The sequence below is a fragment of the Rhizobium sp. RCC_161_2 genome, assembly GCF_041355235.1.
Classification (GTDB): Bacteria; Pseudomonadota; Alphaproteobacteria; order Rhizobiales; family Rhizobiaceae; genus Rhizobium.
This window is the reverse complement of sequence record NZ_JBFUPL010000006.1, coordinates 61,564-83,471: the sequence shown is the minus strand read 5'-3', so window position 1 is coordinate 83,471 and position 21,908 is coordinate 61,564. Positions and strand designations below refer to the sequence as shown.

16 protein-coding genes and 1 pseudogene are annotated in these 21,908 nt (G+C 58.4%); 15 read left to right on the top strand and 2 right to left on the bottom strand.

Translation table 11 applies throughout. The features are described 5' to 3' along the window. Window positions 1-43 precede the first annotated feature (43 nt). The 4 genes from AB6803_RS16955 to AB6803_RS16940 all read left to right on the top strand — a co-directional run bounded on the left by AB6803_RS16955 (window position 44) and on the right by AB6803_RS16940 (window position 6,458). Window positions 44-2,014, top strand: coding sequence for a 3-hydroxyacyl-CoA dehydrogenase NAD-binding domain-containing protein (locus AB6803_RS16955; RefSeq protein ID WP_371109984.1), 1,971 nt, complete (start codon window positions 44-46; stop codon window positions 2,012-2,014). A 90-nt stretch (window positions 2,015-2,104) separates the two neighbouring features. Then, window positions 2,105-3,448, top strand: coding sequence for an MmgE/PrpD family protein (locus AB6803_RS16950; protein ID WP_371109983.1), 1,344 nt, complete (start codon window positions 2,105-2,107; stop codon window positions 3,446-3,448). 132 nt (window positions 3,449-3,580) lie between these two features. Beyond that, window positions 3,581-4,381 carry an enoyl-CoA hydratase/isomerase family protein gene (locus AB6803_RS16945; protein ID WP_371109982.1) on the top strand — a complete coding sequence of 267 codons (801 nt, stop codon included), beginning with the start codon at window positions 3,581-3,583 and terminating at the stop codon, window positions 4,379-4,381. A 10-nt stretch (window positions 4,382-4,391) separates the two neighbouring features. Next, on the top strand, window positions 4,392-6,458 hold the full coding sequence (locus AB6803_RS16940) for an acetate--CoA ligase family protein (RefSeq protein ID WP_371109981.1): 2,067 nt from the start codon (window positions 4,392-4,394) through the stop codon (window positions 6,456-6,458). Between the two features lie 77 nt (window positions 6,459-6,535). Here the strand turns inward: AB6803_RS16940 and gcvA are convergent, their stop codons facing one another. Beyond that, complete coding sequence (gcvA, locus tag AB6803_RS16935) at window positions 6,536-7,453, bottom strand: transcriptional regulator GcvA (RefSeq protein WP_371109980.1); 918 nt, start codon at window positions 7,451-7,453, stop codon at window positions 6,536-6,538. A gap of 738 nt (window positions 7,454-8,191) precedes the next feature. Here gcvA and AB6803_RS16930 point away from each other — a divergent pair. The 9 genes from AB6803_RS16930 to AB6803_RS16890 all read left to right on the top strand — a co-directional run bounded on the left by AB6803_RS16930 (window position 8,192) and on the right by AB6803_RS16890 (window position 18,275). Next, window positions 8,192-8,740 carry a carboxymuconolactone decarboxylase family protein gene (locus AB6803_RS16930; protein WP_371109979.1) on the top strand — a complete coding sequence of 183 codons (549 nt, stop codon included), beginning with the start codon at window positions 8,192-8,194 and terminating at the stop codon, window positions 8,738-8,740. A gap of 58 nt (window positions 8,741-8,798) precedes the next feature. Further along, on the top strand, window positions 8,799-9,521 hold the full coding sequence (locus AB6803_RS16925; RefSeq protein WP_371109978.1) for an alpha/beta fold hydrolase: 723 nt from the start codon (window positions 8,799-8,801) through the stop codon (window positions 9,519-9,521). A 543-nt stretch (window positions 9,522-10,064) separates the two neighbouring features. After that, a complete protein-coding gene (locus AB6803_RS16920) occupies window positions 10,065-10,502 on the top strand; it encodes a hypothetical protein (protein ID WP_371109977.1) in 438 nt (145 codons plus the stop codon). Then, window positions 10,499-11,875: a Y4yA family PLP-dependent enzyme gene (locus AB6803_RS16915; RefSeq protein ID WP_371109976.1), complete on the top strand. Its 1,377-nt coding sequence runs from the start codon at window positions 10,499-10,501 to the stop codon at window positions 11,873-11,875. The genes AB6803_RS16920 and AB6803_RS16915 overlap by 4 nt, the downstream gene beginning before the upstream one ends. Further along, on the top strand, window positions 11,872-12,882 hold the full coding sequence (locus AB6803_RS16910; protein WP_371109975.1) for a PLP-dependent cysteine synthase family protein: 1,011 nt from the start codon (window positions 11,872-11,874) through the stop codon (window positions 12,880-12,882). The genes AB6803_RS16915 and AB6803_RS16910 overlap by 4 nt, the downstream gene beginning before the upstream one ends. Then, complete coding sequence (locus tag AB6803_RS16905) at window positions 12,879-14,018, top strand: NAD/NADP octopine/nopaline dehydrogenase family protein (protein ID WP_371109974.1); 1,140 nt, start codon at window positions 12,879-12,881, stop codon at window positions 14,016-14,018. The genes AB6803_RS16910 and AB6803_RS16905 overlap by 4 nt, the downstream gene beginning before the upstream one ends. Beyond that, window positions 14,018-15,895, top strand: a complete 1,878-nt coding sequence (locus tag AB6803_RS16900) for an IucA/IucC family siderophore biosynthesis protein (RefSeq protein WP_371109973.1) — start codon at window positions 14,018-14,020, stop codon at window positions 15,893-15,895. The genes AB6803_RS16905 and AB6803_RS16900 overlap by 1 nt, the downstream gene beginning before the upstream one ends. Next, a complete protein-coding gene (locus AB6803_RS16895; RefSeq protein WP_371109972.1) occupies window positions 15,892-17,121 on the top strand; it encodes an MFS transporter in 1,230 nt (409 codons plus the stop codon). Before AB6803_RS16900 ends, AB6803_RS16895 begins: the two co-directional genes overlap by 4 nt. A gap of 29 nt (window positions 17,122-17,150) precedes the next feature. Further along, a complete protein-coding gene (locus tag AB6803_RS16890; RefSeq protein ID WP_371110246.1) occupies window positions 17,151-18,275 on the top strand; it encodes an ABC transporter substrate-binding protein in 1,125 nt (374 codons plus the stop codon). A gap of 152 nt (window positions 18,276-18,427) precedes the next feature. On the opposite strand, the gene AB6803_RS16885 is transcribed toward AB6803_RS16890, so the two are convergent. Beyond that, window positions 18,428-20,527: a TonB-dependent receptor gene (locus AB6803_RS16885; protein WP_371110245.1), complete on the bottom strand. Its 2,100-nt coding sequence runs from the start codon at window positions 20,525-20,527 to the stop codon at window positions 18,428-18,430. Between the two features lie 150 nt (window positions 20,528-20,677). On the opposite strand from AB6803_RS16885, the gene AB6803_RS16880 reads away from it, so the two are divergent. Beyond that, complete coding sequence (locus AB6803_RS16880; protein WP_371110265.1) at window positions 20,678-20,893, top strand: hypothetical protein; 216 nt, start codon at window positions 20,678-20,680, stop codon at window positions 20,891-20,893. 132 nt (window positions 20,894-21,025) lie between these two features. Further along, window positions 21,026-21,736, top strand: a pseudogene (locus AB6803_RS16875) (IS6 family transposase). The last annotated feature ends 172 nt before the right edge of the window (window positions 21,737-21,908 follow it).

The window sequence follows — 21,908 nt, the reverse complement described above, 5'->3', positions numbered from 1 at the left end:
TCGGTGCTTTGGCCGAAGCCATTACAATAATGGGAGAATACCATTGGCATTGATAGGTTTTGACATCCATGACGGCATCGTCTTCGTCACCATCAATAATCCGCCTGTTAATGCGCTCGTTCAACCGGTACGCCAACGGCTGCTCGAAGTGGTTCGCGAGATCGAGACCTCAAAGGAAGCGATCGCCATTGTGCTTCGTGGCGTTGGTCGAACCTTTGTCGCCGGAGCCGACATCAATGAACTTGGAAAGCCGCAGAAACCATATCTGCCGGACATTCTCAACGAGATAGCAAGTTCTCGGCGCCCTTGGGTTGCTGCGCTTCACGGCAGCGTCCTCGGCGGCGGTCTGGAGCTCGCCATGGCCTGTCACGGCCGCGTCGCGGCAGCGGGAGCAAAATTGGGTCTTCCTGAGGTAACACTTGGCGTTATCCCCGGCGCGGGCGGCACCGTCCGCCTGCCGCGTCTCATTCCAATGCAACACGCCATAACAATGGCGACAAGCGGCAAGCCGATATCTGCGACCCAGGCCCTTGAATGGGGATTGGTGGACGACATTCCCGGCGGCAGCATCGAAGACGCGGCAGCGGCATTGGCGATCAATTTGGCAAGCGCGGGTAGGGCTTCGTTGCTGGAGCGACCGGTTCTGATATCTGCCGATATCAATTGGGAGGAACAGGAAAAGGCAATCCGCTCGAAAGCGAGAGGCGCCAACGCTCCGTTGGAAGCCCTTGCTGCTCTGAAAGAGGCTATGCTTCTCCAGCCGGAAATTGCGCTTGAAAACGAGCGCGAGCGCTTTTTGCGTCTTGCGGATAGGGAGGAGTCGCGGGCGCTGAGGCACGTCTTTTTTGCCGAGCGTGCGGCTGGAAGGAGCCTGAAGGCGATCGCCGCCGACCCTGCCGATCTCCGTCATATTGGTATCATCGGCGGGGGTACGATGGGCGCGGCAATTGCAACGGCGTTTCTTCTCGCCGGCTCCAAGGTGATCCTGGTCGAGCAGGATAACGGGGCGGTGGCGCGCGCGCTTGAAAGGGTCCGGGAGACGATCGGTGAAAGCGCAAGGCGTGGAGCAGTGGCGAAAGGAAAAGATGCGGAGGCCTTGGGCCGACTCGTCTGCCGTAATTCCTTGGAGGCGCTGAAGGACTGTGAGCTGGTAATAGAGGCAGTATTCGAGGACATGAATGTGAAGACGTCGGTATTTGAGAGGCTCGATGCCGTCATGTCGCCGAATGCGGTTCTCGCAACGAATACGTCCTACCTCGATGTAGACGCCATTGCAGCCTCGACCCGATATCCGGAACGTGTGCTGGGCTTGCATTTTTTCTCGCCCGCCCACGTCATGAAGCTCCTCGAGGTCGTACGAGGGCGCGTCACGGGCGAGCGAGCGCTCGCTACCGCCGGCGCGCTGGCAAAGCATCTTCAGAAGATCGCAGTCGTTTCGCGGGTATGCGACGGGTTCATCGGCAACCGTATCATGGCGTCGTATCGTCGTGAATGCGAGTTGATGCTGGAGGAGGGCGCAACTCCCTCCGACGTCGATGCCGCCATGCGCGAATTCGGCTTTGCGATGGGAATATTCGAAGTGCAGGACATGAGCGGTCTCGATATTGCCTGGGCCCAAAGGAAGGCGAAGAGATCTGAAAAGCTGTCCGAAGGGAGGGCGGCCTGCATAGCCGACAGATTATGCGAGGCGGGGCGCCTCGGACGTAAGGCAGGCAGGGGTTGGTACGACTATTCCCACGGACGTCCCGAACCTGACGCTGAGGTCATCGAGATCATTCTCGATGAAAGCCGAAAGGCGGGATGTCAACGCAGACCATTCACAGGTGCCGAAATTATCACGCGGATCCTGCAGACTATGCAACGCGAGGGGCTGGCCATCCTGGAAGAACAGATCGCCGAGAGCGCCGCCGATATCGATGTCGTCATGATCAACGGCTACGGCTTCCCCCGTTTCCGCGGAGGGCCGATGCATATGCTGGAAATGTCAAAGGCACACCTCCTGCCAATCGCATGAACGATGGCTCCGAGAGTTCGGAAAAGAGTCTCGTTCGGGTTTAATTACGCCATGAAGCGGTAGTTGCATGGGACTTTAGGGAGGCGCTAATTGCCTGACAATCCTCAGCTTTGCTTAGCCGCCCAAGCGGCGTCGTGGAAATCGGCTCTCGTCGGCGACAATACTCGTCAGGCGGTGCGCCATGCGATCCTCGATTGGTTCGCAACCACCCTGGCGGGGCGCCAGCAGCGTCCGGCGCGCTTGTTGCTTGACGTTTTTCAAGATCAGTCTACGGCGAGTGGCGCAATCTGCTATATCGACAACAGCAGAAAGCCGCCAAGGACGGCAGCCCTTCTCAATGCAACCAGCAGCCATATTGTCGAGTTCGACGACATTTTCCGAGATGGAGGCTATCATCCCGGCAGCCCGACAATATCTGCAGCCCTGGCGTTAGCCCAGTATCACGATCTGTCCTTGGACGATCTGCATCGGGCGATCATAGGCGGATATGAGGTCGGCTGCAGGATTTCGCTCGCCATCCAGCCAAGTCACTATGAATATTGGCATACCACTTCAACCGTTGGCACGATCGGCGCGGCGGTTGCCTGTGCACTGCTCCTGGATTGCGACGTCGAGGTAATCGCCCATGCCATTTCCCTCGCCACCAGCTTTGCAGGCGGCCACCAGCAAAATCTTTCCGATGTCGGCATGGCAAAGGCACTGCATGCCGGGCATGCCGCAGAAGCGGGAATGCTGGCGGCTTTTGCTGCAGCCAGAGGTATGACCGGCTCCGTGGAAGCCCTTCACGGCCGTTCGGGCTTTGCAGCTGCGACAAGCAACTCGTGCGGAGATTGGGCGGCAGCGTTGGAGGGGCTTGGCAAGTGGACGCCAATCGAACGGATAACCGTCAAGAACCATGGATGCTGTGGCCACATCTTCCCGTCGATAGATGGATTGCGGGTCCTGAGGGCGCAAGCCGGCTTCAACAACGCGGATATTTCTTCGATCCATGTCAGCGGATACGGAGCTACCAAACGCATGTGCGACAGGAGCAAGCCCGAAACCGCTCAGGAGGCCAGGTTCAGTGTCCAATATTGCCTTGCCGCCGATCTCTTGCTCGGTAACGTCCGTCTGCGCGCGTTCGATGATGATGCCTTGGCAAACAAGGAGATAAGGGCGCTCATGCAAGTGATCGCCGTTGAAGAGGATGCCACATTGTCGGACCTCTATCCCCGTCAGCGTATGGCCAGGATCAAGGTCACTTTGCGTGACGGTCGCGTTTTCGAGCGCCTGCAGGAAACCAGAAAGGGTGATCCTGAAGATCCGCTTGGCAGTGTCGAAATCGCTGCCAAATTTGACGAGCTTGCTGGCTCGGTCCTGTCGGGAGCTGCTGCCACAGACCTAAAGCAAGCACTCCTCCACGGCAACGAATTGCCGGGACCGCTCATTGAATAGATCCAACTTTTTGTTGGGCTAACTCGCCGCGAAAATCGGTTGAGACAATCATGCAAAGCCAACATCCATATGAACTCGGAAGATGCCGAGGCGTATGTCGTTCCGCCTTATCTAGCTCAGGACTGTAGACCAATGACTATTGCAAACCACTCCGCCGAATTTGTTCTTGTAACCGAGAAAAACGGCATTGCGACGATTACGCTTAACCGGCCCGACATGCGCAACGCGATCAATGACCAGATGCGGGCGGAACTGATTGCCGCCTTCGACACAGCGGGAGCAGACAAGGCAGTTCGCGGCATCATTCTGACCGGCGCCGGCAAGGGCTTTTGCTCGGGCGGGGATATTGGCGGCATGCGGGCACGGCTTGAAGCACCTGCCGGCGAGGTTGCTTTCAACGGCTGGAGGCGGCAGCAGTCCACTCACAAGGGCATTGCTGCCATTCACGGGGTTGCAAAGCCAGTCATCGCCGCCGTCAATGGAGCCGCCTTCGGTCTGGGCCTCGACATGGCGCTCGCATGTGATTTCATCATCGCTTCGGAAAACGCAAAGCTCTCGATGAGTTTCATCAAGCGGGGATTGGTGTCGGACGGTGGCGGGATGTATTTCCTGCCCCGACGCGTCGGGCTTGCAAAGGCCAAGGAACTGATTTTGACGGGCTGTATCCTGGAGGCGGAAGAAGCGTTCGGCATCGGCATGGTCGACCGCGTTACCTCCTCTTCCATGCTGCTTGAAGATGCGCAGGCATGGGCCGAGGAACTATGTGTAGGGTCGCCGGCAGCTATAGCACTCACAAAGGCCATTCTCGACAAGACGTTCGAGAGCACCGACGAGCAAATCTTCGCCCTCGGTCGTGAAGCACAAGCCATCTGCTACACGACGGCCGAGCATCGTTCGTCCGTCGAGGATTTCCTCAGCAAGGCAGCAAAGTGATAGGTGGAATATGAACCTAGTCGATATCATTCTCCGACCTGCCAGCGTTGCCGTTGTCGGTGCATCCAATGATCCGTCCAAACTTACGGGAAGGCCTATCGCCTATCTTCAGAGGCATGGATACGGCGGAACAATCTATCCCATCAATCCGAGATATCAGGAGATCGCTGGCCTCAAAGCATATGCCGATCCGCGGGATTTGCCGACCTCGCCGGAACTCGGCCTGGTGCTCGTCGGCGCGGATCGCGTTATCGAGTCGGTCCGGCAACTGGCGCAGGCCGGCACGAAAGCAGCCGTCGTGCTGGCGTCCGGTTTCGGCGAAAGCGGTGAAGAAGGGCGCATCAGGCAGGCTGCATTGATGGAGGCTGCCGGGGCAATGCGCATTCTCGGACCGAATACAATCGGCCTTGCCAACCTTACCGACAAGATCATGCTTACCGCAACCGGCGCTATGGAATTGGAGGAATTTCCCACCGGTTCGATCGCGCTGCTATCGCAAAGCGGTGGCATCATGGGATCGCTGCTCTCACGCGCCGTGGGGCGCGGAATTGGCTTTTCCAAGTTGATTGCGACTGGCAACGAATGTGATCTGGAAGTGTCCGATTTCCTCGACTGCCTTGTCGACGATCCGGCGACCACGGTGGTGGCACTCTATCTCGAAACGATCCGAAACGCGGCGAAGTTCAAGGCGGCGGCGCAGCGCGTCCTCAACGCGGGAAAAAGCATTGTCGCTTACAAGGTCGGAAGGTCGGAAACCGGCGCTAGCTCCGCTGTCTCGCATACGGGTGCGCTCGCCGGTGCCGATGAGGTTTACGACGCTCTCTTCAAACAGCTTGGCATCATTCGCGCGCAAACATTCGCAGATCTTCTGGATATTCCAGCAATCCTGGCGTCGGGCCGGCGCATTCGTGGAAAACGCATTGCAATTGTTACCTCGACCGGTGGTGCAGCAACGATCGTTGCGGACAATATTGGCTTCAATGGCCTTGAGATGCCGTCCCCCGATCCCGAAACTGCCTCGAGACTTCTGGGGCTTGATCTGCGCGAAGCGGTTCTGGACCGAAATCCGATCGACGTTACTCTTGCCGGCCTTCGCCCAGATTTGTTTCGTTCAATCCTAAAGATACTCGCAGATAGCCCGAGTTACGACGCGATTGCGGTCGTAGTCGGCTCTTCCTCGATCGGCCAGCCCGAGGTCGTGTCGCGCCCTTTGCTGGATTCGATGGCCATCACCGACAAACCTCTTATCGCCTACGTCAGCCCGGAAGCGCCGGGTATCGTCAGACATCTGAACAGCAACGGAGTGCCGGCCTTCGCGGCTCCTGAAAGTTGTGCCTCGGCACTCGCCGCTCTGTATAGATCGGGAACGGCATCGCCGCCAAACACAAGGCCGATACCGAATGTCGATTGCTCCGATTTCGCTGCGGGCGCGCTGAACGAAGCCGTCGCCAAGTCGCTCTATGCACGCTTCGGCCTACCGGTCACGCGTGAAGTTGTCGCCGGAACCCCGCAAGAAGCAGGAGACGCAGCGGCAAGCTTTGCCGGCCCTGTCGTGATCAAGATTCTGTCGGACGAGATTCTGCACAAATCCGAAGTTGGAGGTGTCGAAATCGATGTCCCTCCCGAACGGGTCGTTTGCGTCTGTATCGAGATGCTTGCGAAGGTGCGCTCAAGGGTGGATGCCCGCATTGACGGCTTCCTTGTTCAGGAACTCGTCAAGGGCGGTGTCGAACTCATCCTTGGGTTCAACCGCGACCCGCAACTTGGACCTTATATCTTGCTGGGTGCAGGAGGGGTCACCACCGAACTCTACCAGGACGTCTCGCTTCGATTGCTTCCCATCGACCGATCCCAGGCCGTTTCGATGATCGACGAGCTCAAATGTGCGCCGCTGCTGAAGGGTTTCCGCGGCAGACCGATCGCCGATGTGGAGGGTCTGATCGAGACGGTCCTTTCCTTTGCCGACATGGCGCAGGCGCTCGATGGCCGCCTGATGGAAGCTGAGATCAACCCGGTGTTCGTACTTCCTGAAGGACAGGGCGTGCGAGTTGGTGACGCTCTCGTCGTGCTTGGGTAGTACTGAAGGCATGATCGTCAAGACAGAGCCATTCACTGCCCTGTAAGAGCTGGGGCGCTTGAGTTGGCTCCTGCTCTTCAATCGCCAGCCGTCAATGTGGCCTGCGACGTGGCGTCTTTATCCATTTGCTCACGGACCCAGCTCAGAAACTTCATCAAGGGCTGGGATGGGCGGGTATTGCGGGGCCATGTCAAATAATACGCATCGCCTGTGTGGCACGTTTGGGCAAAGGGAGCGACAAGGACACCGGATCGAAGATTGCGTTCCACGAAAACCCGTACCGCTATCGCCACGCCAACTTCAGCCGATGCCGCTTCATAGGCGAGCGCCGAGTTTTCGAAGCGGACACCTTGGCTGGCATCCACCTTCGCACCTGCTTTTTCAAGCCACGTAGCCCAGTCATTTGGCCGGGCCATGGAGTGAAGCAGACGGACCTTGGATAGATCGTTTGCAACCTTCAAAGGAAATTCTTCGAGAAGCGCTGGAGAACATACGGGCACAAGGTCTACTTCTACGAGCTTCTCGGCATGAAGGCCGGGCCAGTTTCCATCACCGGAACGGATTGCCGCATCCAGGTTTTGCGTCTCGAAGTTTGCCGCAACGGCGGACGACGACAGCCTCACTTCGATGCGAGGATTGGCGGTATGAAAATGAACCAGGCGCGGGATCAGCCAGCGTTGCGCGAAAGTTGTATAAGCCTGAATTGCGAGAATATCTCGACGTCCACGCCGTGAGACCCGCTTCGCGGCCTCGCCGAGCTGATGAAACGCACCAGTAATATCCCGATAAAGGTCTTTCCCCTCGCGCGTAAGTTCAATGCCCCTGTGCAGGCGATTGACAAGAACAACGCCGAGGTAGTTCTCGAGCGCTTTCACCTGACGGCTCACGGCCACCTGGGATACGTTCAATTCGTCTGCCGCCAGTGTGAAGCTGTTAAGGCGCGCGGCGACTTCAAAGGCCCGAAGCGGATTGAGTGGAGGAAGGGATATTGGCATATAAGTTCGAAACGCCCTGGCTTTCCTCGATAATGGCGCGTCGACCGGCCGCTGCCATTGCTCCAGGTTTCCTTAATTGTGAAACGAATGTCATCTCTTTTCATTCAAAGTCAATTCAAACCGGCAATCGTCGAACTGTGGAGATTGGAGCGTGAGATATACGACCGAATCCTCCCAAAGAATCCGGAGTGTCAGTGTCAGTCCCGCCTTTGCTATCCTGGGTTTCGGGTGGCTCTCTTTCAATCCCCTCACGGCGTTTCGGGCAAGAAGCAGCAAGTCTCTCATTGAATAAGCCCCCTGCCACTTCAATGCGGCCATCAGCCGTCGCGTCCGCACGGTTCGCCGGCTCCATACTTGCTTAAAAAACCAGATCCTCGGTAGTGCTAGCAGTTACCTAAGAGGGTTCTAGACACTCGATAAAAAGCTTCCCTATCGTTCTTCCATTGCCCTCTCGACGACCGTGCCCAATATGTCGCACCGGCGGTGTTTGCGGCTATGATGGCCAATCTTTAATTGGGCAAAAGAGCCTCGAATGTCAATTGAAGCAGCAATTAGACAAGGGCACCCTCCGCGGAAATGGGCGCTTGTCTCGTGCGGTTTCTGTGCCTGGATTGACCTGCACGCAGCCGGCTTTCGGCTGCGCTTTGGAACGGTGTTGGATGATGCAAGGATCTCGGGGAGAAATTGATAGTTCCTCGACGCGCCGCGTGGAAATTGGATGGAGGTGGAGGAGATAAAATGCGGCTGGCCTACCCGGATATGGATGATCTTAGCCCCGAACAACAAAGGGTGTACTCCACGATTGCCGGCGGTCCGCGCGGTCGCGTCAGGGGGCCGCTTGCGCTATGGCTGCATCGCCCCCAATTGGCCGAAACGGCACAGGCTCTGGGCCAATATTGCCGATATGGTTGTTCTTTACAGCCGCGCCTTGCGGAAATCGCCGTGTTGACGCTTGCGCGGATTTGGAATTCGGAACTGCCCTGGCATGCCCATAGAGAGGACGCCCTTAAGGCAGGTGTTGAAGCTGACGTCATAGAAGCGATCCGACTGGGTGCCATGCCGGACATAAAGGATGCCGCCGGCCGTTCGGCCTACGCCGTGACAGTAGAAATCTGCACTACCCGACGCCTATCGCAGGGGACCTACGAATCCGCACTGGCGGCTATCGGCGGCGACGGCCTTGTCGATCTCATCGGGCTTATTGGCTATTACACGCTTGTCGCGATGACGGTAAACACCTTCGAACTTCCGTTGCCGGAGGGCGTGCCTGCGGCTTTCCCGCAGTAACCTCGGCCGGGCCAATACCCAGTTGAAACCCTCCCAATCCTTGTCACCGAGACACTTTATGAAGCAAAAATCGCCTAGGCCGTTTGTTCTTGTCGCTGGCGCCGGTCATGGCGGCTGGGTATGGCGTCACCTCTCTGATCTATTGATCGCCGCCGGTCATCGTGTGTTCGCTCCGACGTTGACGGGCCTTGGAGAACGCTCCCACCTGCTAAGCGGATCGATCACGCTTTCGACGCACGTAGACGATGTGATTAACGTATTTCGGTGGGAGGACCTCGAAAACGCGGTCCTCGTCGGGCATTCTTACGCGGGCTGGGTAGTAAGCGGAGCCATTGAGAGGTTGGAAGGAAAAGTCGCCGGGATCGTGTACCTGGATGCTTTCCTGCCCGACGATGGCCAGTGCGGTTTTGACTTCCTGAACGAGCAGCAAAAGGCGGCATTCTTGGCGGCGCAGGAGAAAGGTGAATTCGCGCGGCCCGGCCCAACGGCAGTGGGCCTTCGCATACAGGATCCCAAAAATGCTGCATGGCTCGATTCCAAGATCACTCCGCAACCGCTTGGCGTGTCTCTCGAAAGGCTTAGCTTGACGGGCGCGCGTGATCGCGTGCCGACCAAGATCTATGTGCGGACCCCGCTCTTCCCACAGCCCATATTCGATGCCGCACTTGACCGTTGCCAGAAGGATGCAAGCTGGCGCACGGTCGTCTTGGATAAGAGTGGCCACGACCCCATGTTGGATGCGCCCGAGGCGCTGTTTGATATATTCAACAACATTCCCTGACGTGAAGCGCTTAGATCGTGCCTCGAGTGTAACGGTAGCCGATTTACTCCTTGAGGAGCCCCTTTTTTGAACTTCGGCGGACGTGCCTACCACTGGGCACTTAATGGTGCGGGATTGTTCTGCAGTTGGGTGTTGGTTTCCACGCAGAACTGATGGAGTGGATGCCCCCTCCCGACGGCATCGCAATGTGCCAAAGTGATGTTTGCACAATGCATGATAGTAATTATCTAAATTACTCGCCAATAAATATGATGAAAGCCATCATATTTATGTCGTCGTCGATAGTCGTCAGGTAAAAAGCCACGCCGCGTCTGAAGCATGGGCTGCATATTACAATGGGCGAGGCTGACGGAGAAATCAGATTACTATCATCGCGTGTCTTGATCGTGTTTTGCAACGCTTACGCCTGGCGTAGTTCGAAGATTTTACCGCTTTACTACAATTTATAGTGGCCTAAAATTAAAATACTCGCTGCCTTAAACTCGACAAAATCTCTCATCTTTATCGCCTTCGCCAACAGCCACGGACCAAGAAGGCGGATCGATGAAATACCATTTCTTATGCCCCGATCAGTTGATCCCGACCGAGGAGGTCGATCCAGATCGTGTCGAAATTCTTGAGGCTCAGATCCTCCAGGCCGGCTACTGGACGGTGCCGATCATGATGGAGAAGGACGAGCTTCTCGTCATGGACGGCCACCATCGCCTGTGCGTTGCACGACGGCTGCAGCTGACTGCTGTCCCTGTCTTTATGCTGAGCTACGATCTCGTCCGGGTGGAAGGCTGGCGTAGCGGCGAAACCATCACGCCCGAAAAGATTTTCGCCATGGCCCGAAGCGGCGGCAAATTCCCGTTGAAAACGACGCGCCATATCGTCGATATGCCTCTGCCGCCGTGCATGGTACCGCTTGAGCGCCTGCGTTCGGATTGGCCGGGAGCGCACGCCTCATTTGCGACCGCTGGCGCGGGGGCCTCGCTATGACGCTGTATAGGCAAGGATCCGATGCCGGTCTCTCTCCCATTCTGAGGCCCCGAACAGCCGACCTCATTAGCTGCAATGGTACGCTGCTGATCGAATGGGCGGAGAAACATGGCTCGCCATTTCATCTGGTAAGCCCCGAGGCATTGGGCGAAAATGTAGATGCACTGGCAGGCCTGCTCGCGCAAAACGGTATAAATCACGCGCTCTACTATGGAGCGAAGGTCAACAAGTCGCCGGGTTTGATGCATGCCGCGCTTGATGCCGGTATCGGCGTCGACGTCTCCAGCCTCTACGAATTGCAAGACGCGCTGGCGCTCGGTGCCACCGGAGAGCGGATTGTCGCAACCGGCCCAGCGAAAACAGGAGCATTTCACGATGCGCTCATTGCCTGCAAGGCCCTGATCTCTATCGATTCGCCGGAAGAGCTGGACGATCTGTCTGCCCGTCTGCCGGAGGATGGAGAATCGCAGCCGGTGCTGCTGCGCCTGCGGCCGGGCAGCCAGGTTGGCAGTCGTTTCGGCATGGACGCGGATGATGTGCGGCTTTGCCTGTCAGTCATTGTTGCCGATAGTCGGCTTCGCTTCGACGGTCTGCATTTCCATCTCTCGGGCTATCGCTGGGAAACGCGGGCAGTCGCAATCCGCGAAGCCTCCCGGTTGATCAGCGAGGCGCGGGCGATCGGCCTCGCTCCCAGAATGATCGATATCGGCGGCGGAATGCCGATACGCTATGTCGACGCAAGTGCTTACCAAGCTCACATCGAGCGTCAGAGCGCCGCGGACTATCGCAACAGGAAACTGCCGTCTTCCTTCTATCCCTATGGCGGAGAGATTTCCGCCGCCGATTGGCTGGGCTGCCTGCTTGCTGCGGAACTCGACGACGGCCGAAGCATTGCCGACTATTTCAGGGAGGAGAACCTTACGCTGGCCTTGGAGCCCGGCCGCGCCTTGGCCGACCAAGCGGCCGTCTCCGTCTTCAGGATTAGCCGCGTAAAGGCGCTGGGGCCGGATACGGCGGTGATCTTCGTGGAAGGCAGCAGCTTCAGTGCCTGCGAGACCTGGTTCGCATCGGAGTTCCTGATCGATCCGATCATCGTTCCCGTTGCTGCTTACACGCCTGCCGATAAGCCGATCAAGGCCTATCTCGCAGGCCATAGCTGCCTCGACGAGGACGTGCTCACCAACCGCTGGCTGGATTTCCCAGCGGTGCCTCGCGCTGGCGATCTTCTGGTCTATGCCAATACGGCCGGATACCAGATGGATCTGCTCGAAAACGAATTCCATCGCCATCCAATGCCCAAGCGCTTGCGCGTGCATCACGATGCAGACGGCACGCCCTTTCTCACCCTCGACGATTTGGAGATGTACCTATGACTTATACGACGATAACCCAGCTTATCGGCCAGACGCCGTTGATGTCGATAGCGCTGCCCGGTCGGAACGCGACCCTGATCCTCAAGATCGAGAAGAACAATCCGGGCGGATCGATGAAGGACCGCATGGCGCGTAGCATGGTGGTTGCCGCGCTGAATGATGGTCGCTTGAAGCCGGGCGGTACCATCGTCGAATCCTCCTCCGGCAATACCGGCATCGGCCTTGCGCTCGCCGCCCTTGAATTTGACATGCGTTTCATCGCCGTGGTCGACCATCACGCCGCTCCCGACAAGATCCGCACGATGCGGGCGCTAGGGGCGGAGATCCGCTATGTCGAAGGCACCTACCGCGAGGATGAGGTTGCCGTGGTCGAACGCCAGCGTCTCGCCTCGCAACTCGGCGCCCAGCTTCCGGACGCACTGTTCATGAACCAGTCCGACAATCCGGCAAATCCCGAAGGCTATGCCGGTTTCGTCGAGGAGCTTCTGACCCAGCTGCCTGAAGGCATCGACGCATTCGTCGGTTGCGTGGGCACCGGCGGCTCGATGACTGGTATTTCCCAAGGCCTCAAGAAGCATGATGCCCGCATCAAGACCATTGCCGTCGAGCCCGCCGGATCGATCGTCTTCGGGAAGCCGGGCTACCCCTATTACCAGTCCGGCACGGGGACACCCGCCGGCGACGAGGTCGGCAGGGTGCTCGATTATTCCTGCATCGACGAAGGCGTTCAGGTCACTGACATCCAGGCCTTCGAGACGGCCCGCTATATTGCCCGGCGCAAGGGGCTTCTGGTCGGCGGCTCGACCGGCGGCGCCATCTACAAGGCGCTGGAATTCATCGTGGCCGGCAAACTGAGCGGCAACGTGGTAACGACCGTCGCCGACGGAGGCGAGAAATATCTTAGCTCCTTTTTTGACGACGAGTGGATGGAAAAGCGTGGCCTTCTCGATCCTTCGATCGCTGACCAACTCGACGGCTGGTTGGCAAACAGGGCGCGGGCAGCATGAAAGTAACAATCTGCGGGGCAGGTCGTACCGGCCATCTGAACGCCGTCCTCTTCAAACAACGACCGGAGACGGTGGTATCCGTGCTGACCAGCTCCGCTTCGGTGGCCGAGCAGTGGGCTGCTGGAAACGACATATGGCAGGCGCTTGCTCCGGAGGGTCAGGTACTTTCCGGGCGGCCCGATTATGTCGGCATCGATCCCGGGCAAGCGCTCGAAGACACGGATATCGTGGTGATCACGCAGCCGGCCCATGTCCGTCCCGATCTTCTGGCGAAGATCGCTCCGCACCTGCCGCGCAACAAGCCGGTCTATGTCGGCGCCATTCCCGGTTTTTGCGGGTTTGACTGGCTGGCCGCACAGGCGTTTGCCGGTCAGGACAATGTGGTGATTTGGGGCATGAAAGACGTGCCCCATACCGCATTCGAGCTGATTGCCGGCAAGCAGGTTCGCATGGGCGGCGCAAAGGCCGAGCTTTTCGCCGCCCTGCATGCGCGCGAAAGCGCGGCCGACCGTAGCCGACTGCAACACATGCTTGGACAGCTTTTCGAAGCGCCGGTTACCATGCTCGACAACTATCTCGAAATCACCCTGACGCCGGGCAACGCTCTGATGCATCCCGCCGTCCTTTACGGGCTCCTCGGTCCCGAAGCCCCATGGCACGACAAACCGTTCGAGACGCCTTTATACTGGTGGAGCGATTGCCCGCGCGAAGGAGCAGAGTTGCTGGAAGCCTGTGACGCCGAAAATCAGGCGATCTGCAACGCGGCGCGAGAGCGTTTCGACATCGACCTGAGCTCGGTCAAGCCGCTGCGCCAGGAGCTCATCGAGGCCTACGGTGATCAGATCGAGGATGATCGCAGCATGTATTCCCTGCTGCGCACCAACCGTGCTTATGCCGGAATCCAGGCGCCGCTTGTGCCCAATCCTCACGGTGCCGGTTACCTGATCGACCGCGATAGCAGGGCCTTTCACGAAGACATCGCCTTCGGGCTCGCCCTTCTCGTCGAGGTGGCCTCGCGCCTGCACGTGCCGATCCCGGCGATTGCGAAAACCTATTCCTGGGCGCGGGACTATCATGGCGCATTGCCTCAACCCTCGCATGCCCATATTCCCACCAACTGGCCGGGGGTTGCTTGATGACCGATATCGTTTTTGAAAGAGACCAGGATACGTCCGCCGATCGGCGGCTTCGGGAGGCCGCCGCGCAGAATGCGATCCGTCGTCTGGTTCGCTGCGCCTTTGCCGAAAAACTGCTCGACGCCAAGGCCCTGCTATGGGCTGAAAGCGGCGATCAGGCATGGTTGCCGCTTTGGGCGACGCGCCGGGTCCTGCATTTTACCAGCCTCAGGCAGGCGCCAGCCGACACCTTGCTCAATCGCGGCGTCATAGAGGTGATCGAGGAAGGCGGCGTTCGTCGAAGGCTGGATGATCCAGCGTCTCTTCTCAAGGAGATCGCGCCGGCCCTCAATGTCGCATCCGCGCCTGACGGCTTCGAGGTTCTTCTGCGGGATGTGGAAGACAGCATGAAAAATGACGTGCTGGCGCGCGGCTATCGCGAGGAATGGAGCGTCGAGCTTCGCTATGCGATAGCGGCCACCGGCGCAACCGGCTTCATCGATCATCTCGAAAAAAGCCTGCCGACGCATTTGGCGGCGATGGCGCTCGATCAATGGGGTTCATTGGAGGGCCACCCTTTCTATCCCACCTGGAAGGCCAAGCCCGGACTGTCGGCGGAAGAAATCAGCGCTCTCTCGCCGGAATTCGGCGCCCGCGTCCCGCTTCGGATCGCCGCCTTGCGCAAGGATTGGGCCTATGTCGAGGCGATGCCGCATGTCACCGACTATTCCGAGTGGTTTGCCAGCGCGTTTTCGGATTTGTGGGAACGGTGGAGTGATCGTCTTATCGACCGGGGAAGGACAGTGGGCGACTGGCTTCCCTTGCCGATCCACGAGTGGCATCTCGAAAACTTCGTTCGCCGCGAGTTTGCGTCACAGATCGCCTCGGGCATTCTCGATGTGGACGGCCCAGATATCGTCACGATTCCCGCCATGTCCTTCCGGACGATGCTGCCGGATACTCCGGAACCGCAGCCCTTCATCAAGCTGCCGGTCGCCATCTGGATGACCAGCGAGCAGAGAACCCTGCAGGCGAAGTCGATCCATATGGGGCCGCGCCTCAGCACCCTGATAAGCGATATTCTCGCGAGTGAGGATCTGCTCAAGGCTTCTCTTGAGATTTTTACGGAGGAGCTTGGCGCGATTCTGCACGATCCGGAGACCGGCGACGAGCATCCGGGCCGTTTCCTGTCGGTTGTCTATCGCGAGGTGAATGCGCTCGCCCGTCAAGATGGCCTCACCCCTGTGACAGTGGCCGCTCTTCTCGCTGAAAGTCCAGTGGTTCAGCGGCCGCTCGTCTGCGAATTGATCGCCCGGAATTCGGGGGTGGAGAAGGAGAGGGCGTCCGCCTTCTTCCGTGCCTATGCCCGCACGGTCATCCGGCCGACACTTGCCATGTATCTCCTTTACGGCATTGCTTTCGAGGCGCACCAGCAAAACAGCACCATACTTTTTGACAGGTCAGGCAATCCTCGGAAGCTGCTCATTCGCGACTTCGGGGACGGGCGCAGCTTCGCGCCACTTTTCGAGGAGCGTGGCTATCGGCTGGCACCTTTCAGCCGCAAGGGCATCCTGCCGACGACGTTCAACGATGACATCAGCCTCGTGCGCTCCTTCGTGATCGATGCCTGCTTCGTCTGCCATCTTCACGAGATGGCCCTGTGCCTTGTGGAGCATTGCACAATTGACGATCCATGGCAGATCCTGCGCGAGGAAACGCAGGCGGCTTTCGATGTCCTGAGGCCTCGGATGCTGTCGGATGTATTCTGGAAAGAAGAGCGGCAAGCCTTTCTTGAAAAGCCCTGGCCGACGCGTTCGGTCCTGCGGATGCATCTTGAGCGATATCGCGACTACCGGGTCGAGCATCAACTCGACAATCCGCTGGCGGCTGCGAAATGAAGCATGCCGCTCTTGCGATCCGCAGTTTCGGACCGATCTTTCTGCTTCTCTTCGCATTGCAGTTCATCTCCATGGGCGCCATGGAGATGAGCGGCCCCTTCTGGCCGATTCAAATCGAGACGCTCAGCACCTCGGAGAGCGTCTTTTCCCTTGCCAGCATCGGCGTCTATGTTTGCCCGATGATCGGCATCTCGCTCACCAGCGCCTTTTGGGGCCGTATGGGCGATCGTTACGGAAATCGGCTGATGATGGTGCGCGCGCTTGCGGGGCTTGCCGTCACGCAATTGTTCGTCGCCTTCGCTCAGGACGTCTGGACGATCCTTGCGCTGCGGTTCCTGCAAGGCGCTTTCGCCGGCTATATCGCGCCGGCCCAGGCCTATGGCGTGCAGATCACCGGCGGTCGTGACCGGGCAGGGCTGTTCGCCTGGCTGCAGGTCGCGACCAATGTCGGATCGCTCGGCGGAGCCTTCTTCGGCGGCCTTATTCTTGACGCCGCCTCCTTCTCGGACATCAATCTCACGGCCGGAGCCGTCTGTGCCCTGTGCGCGCTCGTCGCCTGGGCAACGCTTCCCGTGCCGTCGAGCCGGGCCGCGCCCGTCGCTGCCGCCCAGGCGCAAACCCAGAAATCAGTGCCCGCCAAGGATCCCTCGGTTACCGGGCTCCTTTGGCTGATCGGCCTGCTGCTTGCCAGCCGCATGGTGCTTCAGGTGCCGTTCTCCCTGTACATGACGCAAGTCTTCGGCGCCCGTCACTGGATGGCGGGACTGAGCTATGGGCTGCTCGCCGTCGGTTTCGTGATCGGCGCGCCGCTTTGGGCACAGCTTTTGAAAGGCGGTCCGAGAACGATGGTTCTTGGCTGGATGATCGTCATTTCGGCAAGCTGTGCCCTGGTGTCCACTTTCGCGGGCCTGACGACATCGATCGTTCTGTTTGCCGTCATGTACCTGATCTGGGGTGCGCTTTTGGGAGGCACCACACCCATATTGCTCGCCCTGATATCGGCGGCGACGCCAGCCGACCGACAAGGCTCCGTGCTCGGCCTTGCCCAGACCTGCCAGCAGGTGGCTTCCATCGCGGGTATCGCCGCTGGTGTCGGCGCAACGCAGTTTCTGGGTCTGGAAGCTGCATTTCCATTGGTTTCGACCCTTTACATAGTGTCGCTTTTCCTTGCACTGGCTCTATGGCTTAAGTCGCGCAAGACATTCGAAGAAGAGGTTTATTCGTGAGAAGACGGCGTTCGATATATCAGGCTGCAATGGCCGTTCTGGTGCTGCTCGCCTTTTGGCACGCCCCGGCCTTGGCGCAGGAAGGGCAGTCACCGATCACCGTCACCGACGTGGCCAATCGCAAGGTGACGCTTAATGCGCCGGTCAAACGCATCCTGCTCGGGGAGGGCCGGCAACTCTATCTGATCGCCTCGCTGGAGCCCAAGGACCCGCTGTCGCGCATCGTCGCCTGGCGCAATGACTTGATCCAAGCCGATCCGGGAACCTATGCCCAATATCTCGAGGTTTTTCCTGATCTTGCGAAATTGCCGACCTTTTCGGGACAGGAAGGCAGCCTGATCGATATCGAATCGGCCATTATTCGCAAACCCGACGTGGTCCTCCTCAACATCGAGGCTATGCGGGCCAATGAGGATGCCAATTATGTCGACAAGCTCGCCTCTCTGGGTATCCCGGTGCTTTATGTCGATTTCCGCCACCATCCGCTCGAAAACACAGAGCGGACTATCCGCCTGCTGGGCGAGATTATGGATCGCAAGGAGCGGGCCGAGGAAATCATTGCCTTCCGCCGACAAGCGGTCGCCCGCGTCACCGACGTGCTCGATAAAGTGAAACCGGATCGCCCGCGCGTGTTCATCGAGCGCATCGGCGGCTATTCGGACGATTGCTGCCTGTCCTTTGGCGCGGAAAATTTCGGCAGATATGTCGAAGTGGCTGGCGGTCACAATATCGGCAGCGACTTTCTGCCGACGACCTTCGGTCAGATCAATCCCGAGCAGGTCATCGTTTCGGACCCGCAGCACGTCGTTGTCACCAGTTCCGACTGGAAGGCCTATGCTCCGGGCGGTCACTGGATCCCGCTCGGTCCGGGTGCAGATCCCGAGATACTGCGGAAAAAGCTTGAATGGTATTCGACGCGTGATGCCTATACCGGGACTCAGGCGCAGAAGACCGGCAATTTCCACGGCATCTGGCACCAGTTCTACAACAGCCCCTATGAGTTCGTCGCCATTCAGCAATTGGCAAAGTGGTTTCATCCTGATCTCTTCGCCGATCTCGATCCCGATGCGACTTTCGCGGAATATCATCGGCGTTTTTTGCCGATCGCCTACAAGCCGGGTTATAGCGTCAGCCTGACGTCAAAAGCGCCGTAAGAACCTGCTTCTCAAAAAGTGTGATGGCCGACGGAGTTCTATTTCCTGCGTCGGCCTTTTGTCTTGTCGAGCTGCTCGCAAGAAAAGGCGCGCCTGTCAAAATTGAGCAGGCGCGCCGACGATTTACACGGCGATCCAGGAAGTCCTGTTCCTCAGAAGTCGGTTGTCATCGACAGCTTGACGGTCAAGGGCGCCCCTTGTGAGATGGTGCCGAAGCTTGCAACGCCCGACCAATAGTCCCTGTTGAAGACGTTCTCGACGGAGGCACGGAAAGTCACCGGCCGTTGCTGGATTTCAGTCGCATAACGCGCGCCGAGATCGAACCGCGTCCAGGAGGCAAGTTCCTGCTTGTTGGCAGTGTCGGCGAATTGCCCGTCAGTGTAGATCATGTTCGCCGCAAGCGTCAGACCTTCCAGAAATTGTGTGTCCCATTCGGCACCGAGATTGGCCTGGACTGAGGGGACGCCGATCGGTTTGTTTCCGACCGTGGCCGCATTATTGGTTTTGGTGAGCTTGCCGTCGATGAACGCTACCCCGCCAAGCAGCCGCACATCGGAGGTAACTTCGCCAGCGACATTGATCTCCAGGCCGCGATTGCGTTGTTCTCCTCCGTTCACGAAGACCAGTCCGGATCCCTGGCTTTCAAGCTGTCCGAAAGGCTTTTCGATCTGGAAAACGGCAGTGCTGACGATCACCCGCCCAAGATCGAACTTTGCACCGATCTCATACTGCTTCGTGCGATACGGCGCCAACGTTTCGCCGGCATTCACGGCTGTCGCCGGCGCGGTGTCGCCAATGCCGAGACCTTCGATATAGTTGGCGTAGAGCGATACGTTTTCCCATGGCTTGACCACGAGACCGATCAGCGGTGTGACCGCGGTTTCGTCGGATGACGAGGTGACCGCTCCCGTCGTTGCGTTGAAATTCTTCGAATCGATCGACTGCCAGCGGCCGCCAACCGTCAATTGCACGCGTTCGTCGAGGATCGAAAGCGTATCCGACAGTGCAATGCCCGACAGGTTGCTTTCCGATGCTCTTCCCACGTTTCGCGGCGCCAGCACGTTCTGCTCGGGACGCAATACCGGATCATAGATATTGGTGAGCTGCGCAGTGCCCGAATTGGAACCGCGATCCAATGTCTGTCGCAAGTAGGTGGCCTGTAAGGTGACGGCGTGCGAGACCGGACCGGTGTCAAACTTTGCGCGCGCACCGGTTTCGGCCGTCACTCTGTCAACGTCGAACACAAAGTTCTGCGGTATGACGCTGACATCGCCGCTCGAATTCAAAAGTGTTGGCGTGCCGAAAAGTCTTGCGACATGTGAGTTGCCGCCGCCGACCGCGCCGAAGATCGTAACCGTATCGCTGACATCATATTCGGCGCGGGTCAGCCAGGAAAAATCCCGGCTCCTCGACCATTCCCAAGGCTCCTGAATATTCAGCCGGCCGTCGGGCGCATCGGGAATGGCGATCCCTGCCACTGGAAAGAAGGGGCGCTGCGGAGCGTCGAAATGCTGCTTCTGGCCAATGACATCGACAGTCGCGCGAAAGTTCTCCCCCTGGTAGTCAAGAGCAAGCGCGCCGACATAGGCTTGCTGTGTCTGATCGTCGATCGGGGTGTTCCCGCCCTGCAGGCTGCCATTGAAGCGCATGCCGAACTGCTGCTCTTCACCGAATCGCCGCGCAAAATCGAGATGCGTGCCGCCCTGCAGATCGGACGTGTAATCGGTGGTCACCCGCGTCAGATCCTCGGCCGGGGCGCGCTTGGGCACGATATTGATCGCGCCGCCGACACTGCTGTTCGGTGAAATGCCGTAGAGCAGTGCGCTTGGTCCTTTCAGCACTTCCACCCGTTCCGCATAATCGGTGAAGACACGATAGGTTGGTGCGATGCCATAGACACCGTCGAAGGCAACTTCCCCGAAATTGCCTTCGTTGACGGGGAAGCCACGAATATAGAAGGAATCGAGCATGCCGCCGGAGGCGTGGGTGTTCCTGACCGACGGATCGTTCGCAACCACGTCCGCGACAGTGCTTGCCCCCTTGTCCTCGATCGTCTTGGCCGTATAGCTCGTCGTGCTGAAGGGTGTATCCATCACGTCGCGGTTGCCGAGCATCCCGACGCGGCCGCCTTTTGCAATCTGTCCGCCCGGATATTCCTCCGGCAGGGCAGTCGGGTTTTCCGATGCCTTGACGATGATGGGCTGCAACTCGGTCGCAGTCTGCGCCACCGCGGGAGTGCACACTCCCGCCATCAGCGCGGACAGAAGTCCAATACGCTTATTCACACTATGCCCCTTGGATTCGCTAAAAACGCGAAGTCATTAATCCCTACACGCGACGCTAGGAGCTATATAATATGATTTATTGAGTCAAGAAAAATTGGTGCGAATTGAGCAACGCAGATGCGGCAATGGAGCTTATCAACATTAGGGATTTCAGGCGAATGGCCGCAGTATTTGAAGCAGCGTCAACGGGCACCTGTAAGGATAGGCATCGACGTTTTCGAATTTGCGAAAATTCCAGCCTTTGATGTTGCGCAGTCAAGGAGCGAAAGGCTTGTCGATGAGGACAAACAGAACAGTGATATGGTCGCTGGCGCCACCGGTATCGGCAAATAGCTATTCAATCTTCAGGATCGTATCGTGATCGAACACCTCTGCGCAGTCGTCAGTTGGCTTAGTCGCCTGGCCGATGCTTTTTGCCGGTATTGCCAAGTTGTTTGACTTGTCTGCGTGGGCTATTCGAGCTGGATGAATACCCCGTATCGAATGCCGCGCCTGAAAGGCTTTCGCTTTGCTCGTGAGATCATCGCCTATGCGGTGTGGGCTTATCATTGCTTTGCGCTCAGCACGGCCGACGTGGAAGATCTGCTCGCGGAACGTGGCGTCATTGTCAGCCGGGAAACAATCCGGCCTTGAGGCAATCGCTTCGGTCGCCATTTCGCAGATTGCGTCCGGCGCGATCGGCCTGCGCCTCGCGACAAATGGCACGTCGATGAGGTCGTGATCACGATCCATGGCACAAAGCATTGGCTATGGCGGTTCACCGATGCGGACGGCAATGTGCTCGACATTCTGGTTCAGCCACGTCGAGACGCCAAGGCCGCGAGGCGTTTCCTGCGTGGCCTGATGACCCGGTTCGGTACGCCAAGGGTTGTGGTTACGGACAAACTCCGCAGCTATATCAAGCCGATCCGAACCCTGGCCGCGGGCGCCGAGCATCGGGCCCACAAAGGACTCAACAACGCGGTCGAAGTCTCGCACAGGCCGACCCGAAAGCGGGAGAAGATATTCGGGCGGTTCAAATCACCCCGGCAAGCGCAGAGGTTCCTTGCTGCTCACGACCAGCTCAATGTGATCTTCCGCCCCCGCCGCCACAAAATGAATGCCACCTCTTGCCGTCGAGCCAGGGCGGATGCGTTTGCCCTCCGGCATGACTATACCGAAGAAATGACCGCCTGAGCTCGGTCCAGTTGCTCGCGCGCAACTTGCTTCAAACAACTTGGCGATACCCCTAGACTGTTGGTTTTTCACTCCCCCTGTGGCGACGATAACGTGCATTCGTTCCGCAGCGCACAGCTCTTATGACAAGAACGCTGATTCTATCCAACGAGCGCTAATATCACATTTATTT

Bases quoted from the DNA above. Each gene is read 5' to 3' on its own strand.
- AB6803_RS16900 (WP_371109973.1), top strand. From the start codon at position 14,018: ATGACCGATATCGTTTTTGAAAGAGACCAGGATACGTCCGCCGATCGG.
- AB6803_RS16895 (WP_371109972.1), top strand. From the start codon at position 15,892: ATGAAGCATGCCGCTCTTGCGATCCGCAGTTTCGGACCGATCTTTCTG.
- AB6803_RS16910 (WP_371109975.1), top strand. From the start codon at position 11,872: ATGACTTATACGACGATAACCCAGCTTATCGGCCAGACGCCGTTGATG.
- AB6803_RS16885 (WP_371110245.1), bottom strand. From the start codon at position 20,527: ATGGCGGGAGTGTGCACTCCCGCGGTGGCGCAGACTGCGACCGAGTTG.
- AB6803_RS16920 (WP_371109977.1), top strand. From the start codon at position 10,065: ATGAAATACCATTTCTTATGCCCCGATCAGTTGATCCCGACCGAGGAG.
- AB6803_RS16945 (WP_371109982.1), top strand. From the start codon at position 3,581: ATGACTATTGCAAACCACTCCGCCGAATTTGTTCTTGTAACCGAGAAA.
- gcvA (WP_371109980.1), bottom strand. From the start codon at position 7,453: ATGCCAATATCCCTTCCTCCACTCAATCCGCTTCGGGCCTTTGAAGTC.
- AB6803_RS16930 (WP_371109979.1), top strand. From the start codon at position 8,192: ATGCGGCTGGCCTACCCGGATATGGATGATCTTAGCCCCGAACAACAA.
- AB6803_RS16925 (WP_371109978.1), top strand. From the start codon at position 8,799: ATGAAGCAAAAATCGCCTAGGCCGTTTGTTCTTGTCGCTGGCGCCGGT.
- AB6803_RS16890 (WP_371110246.1), top strand. From the start codon at position 17,151: ATGGCCGTTCTGGTGCTGCTCGCCTTTTGGCACGCCCCGGCCTTGGCG.
- AB6803_RS16915 (WP_371109976.1), top strand. From the start codon at position 10,499: ATGACGCTGTATAGGCAAGGATCCGATGCCGGTCTCTCTCCCATTCTG.
- AB6803_RS16940 (WP_371109981.1), top strand. From the start codon at position 4,392: ATGAACCTAGTCGATATCATTCTCCGACCTGCCAGCGTTGCCGTTGTC.
- AB6803_RS16880 (WP_371110265.1), top strand. From the start codon at position 20,678: ATGCGGCAATGGAGCTTATCAACATTAGGGATTTCAGGCGAATGGCCG.
- AB6803_RS16905 (WP_371109974.1), top strand. From the start codon at position 12,879: ATGAAAGTAACAATCTGCGGGGCAGGTCGTACCGGCCATCTGAACGCC.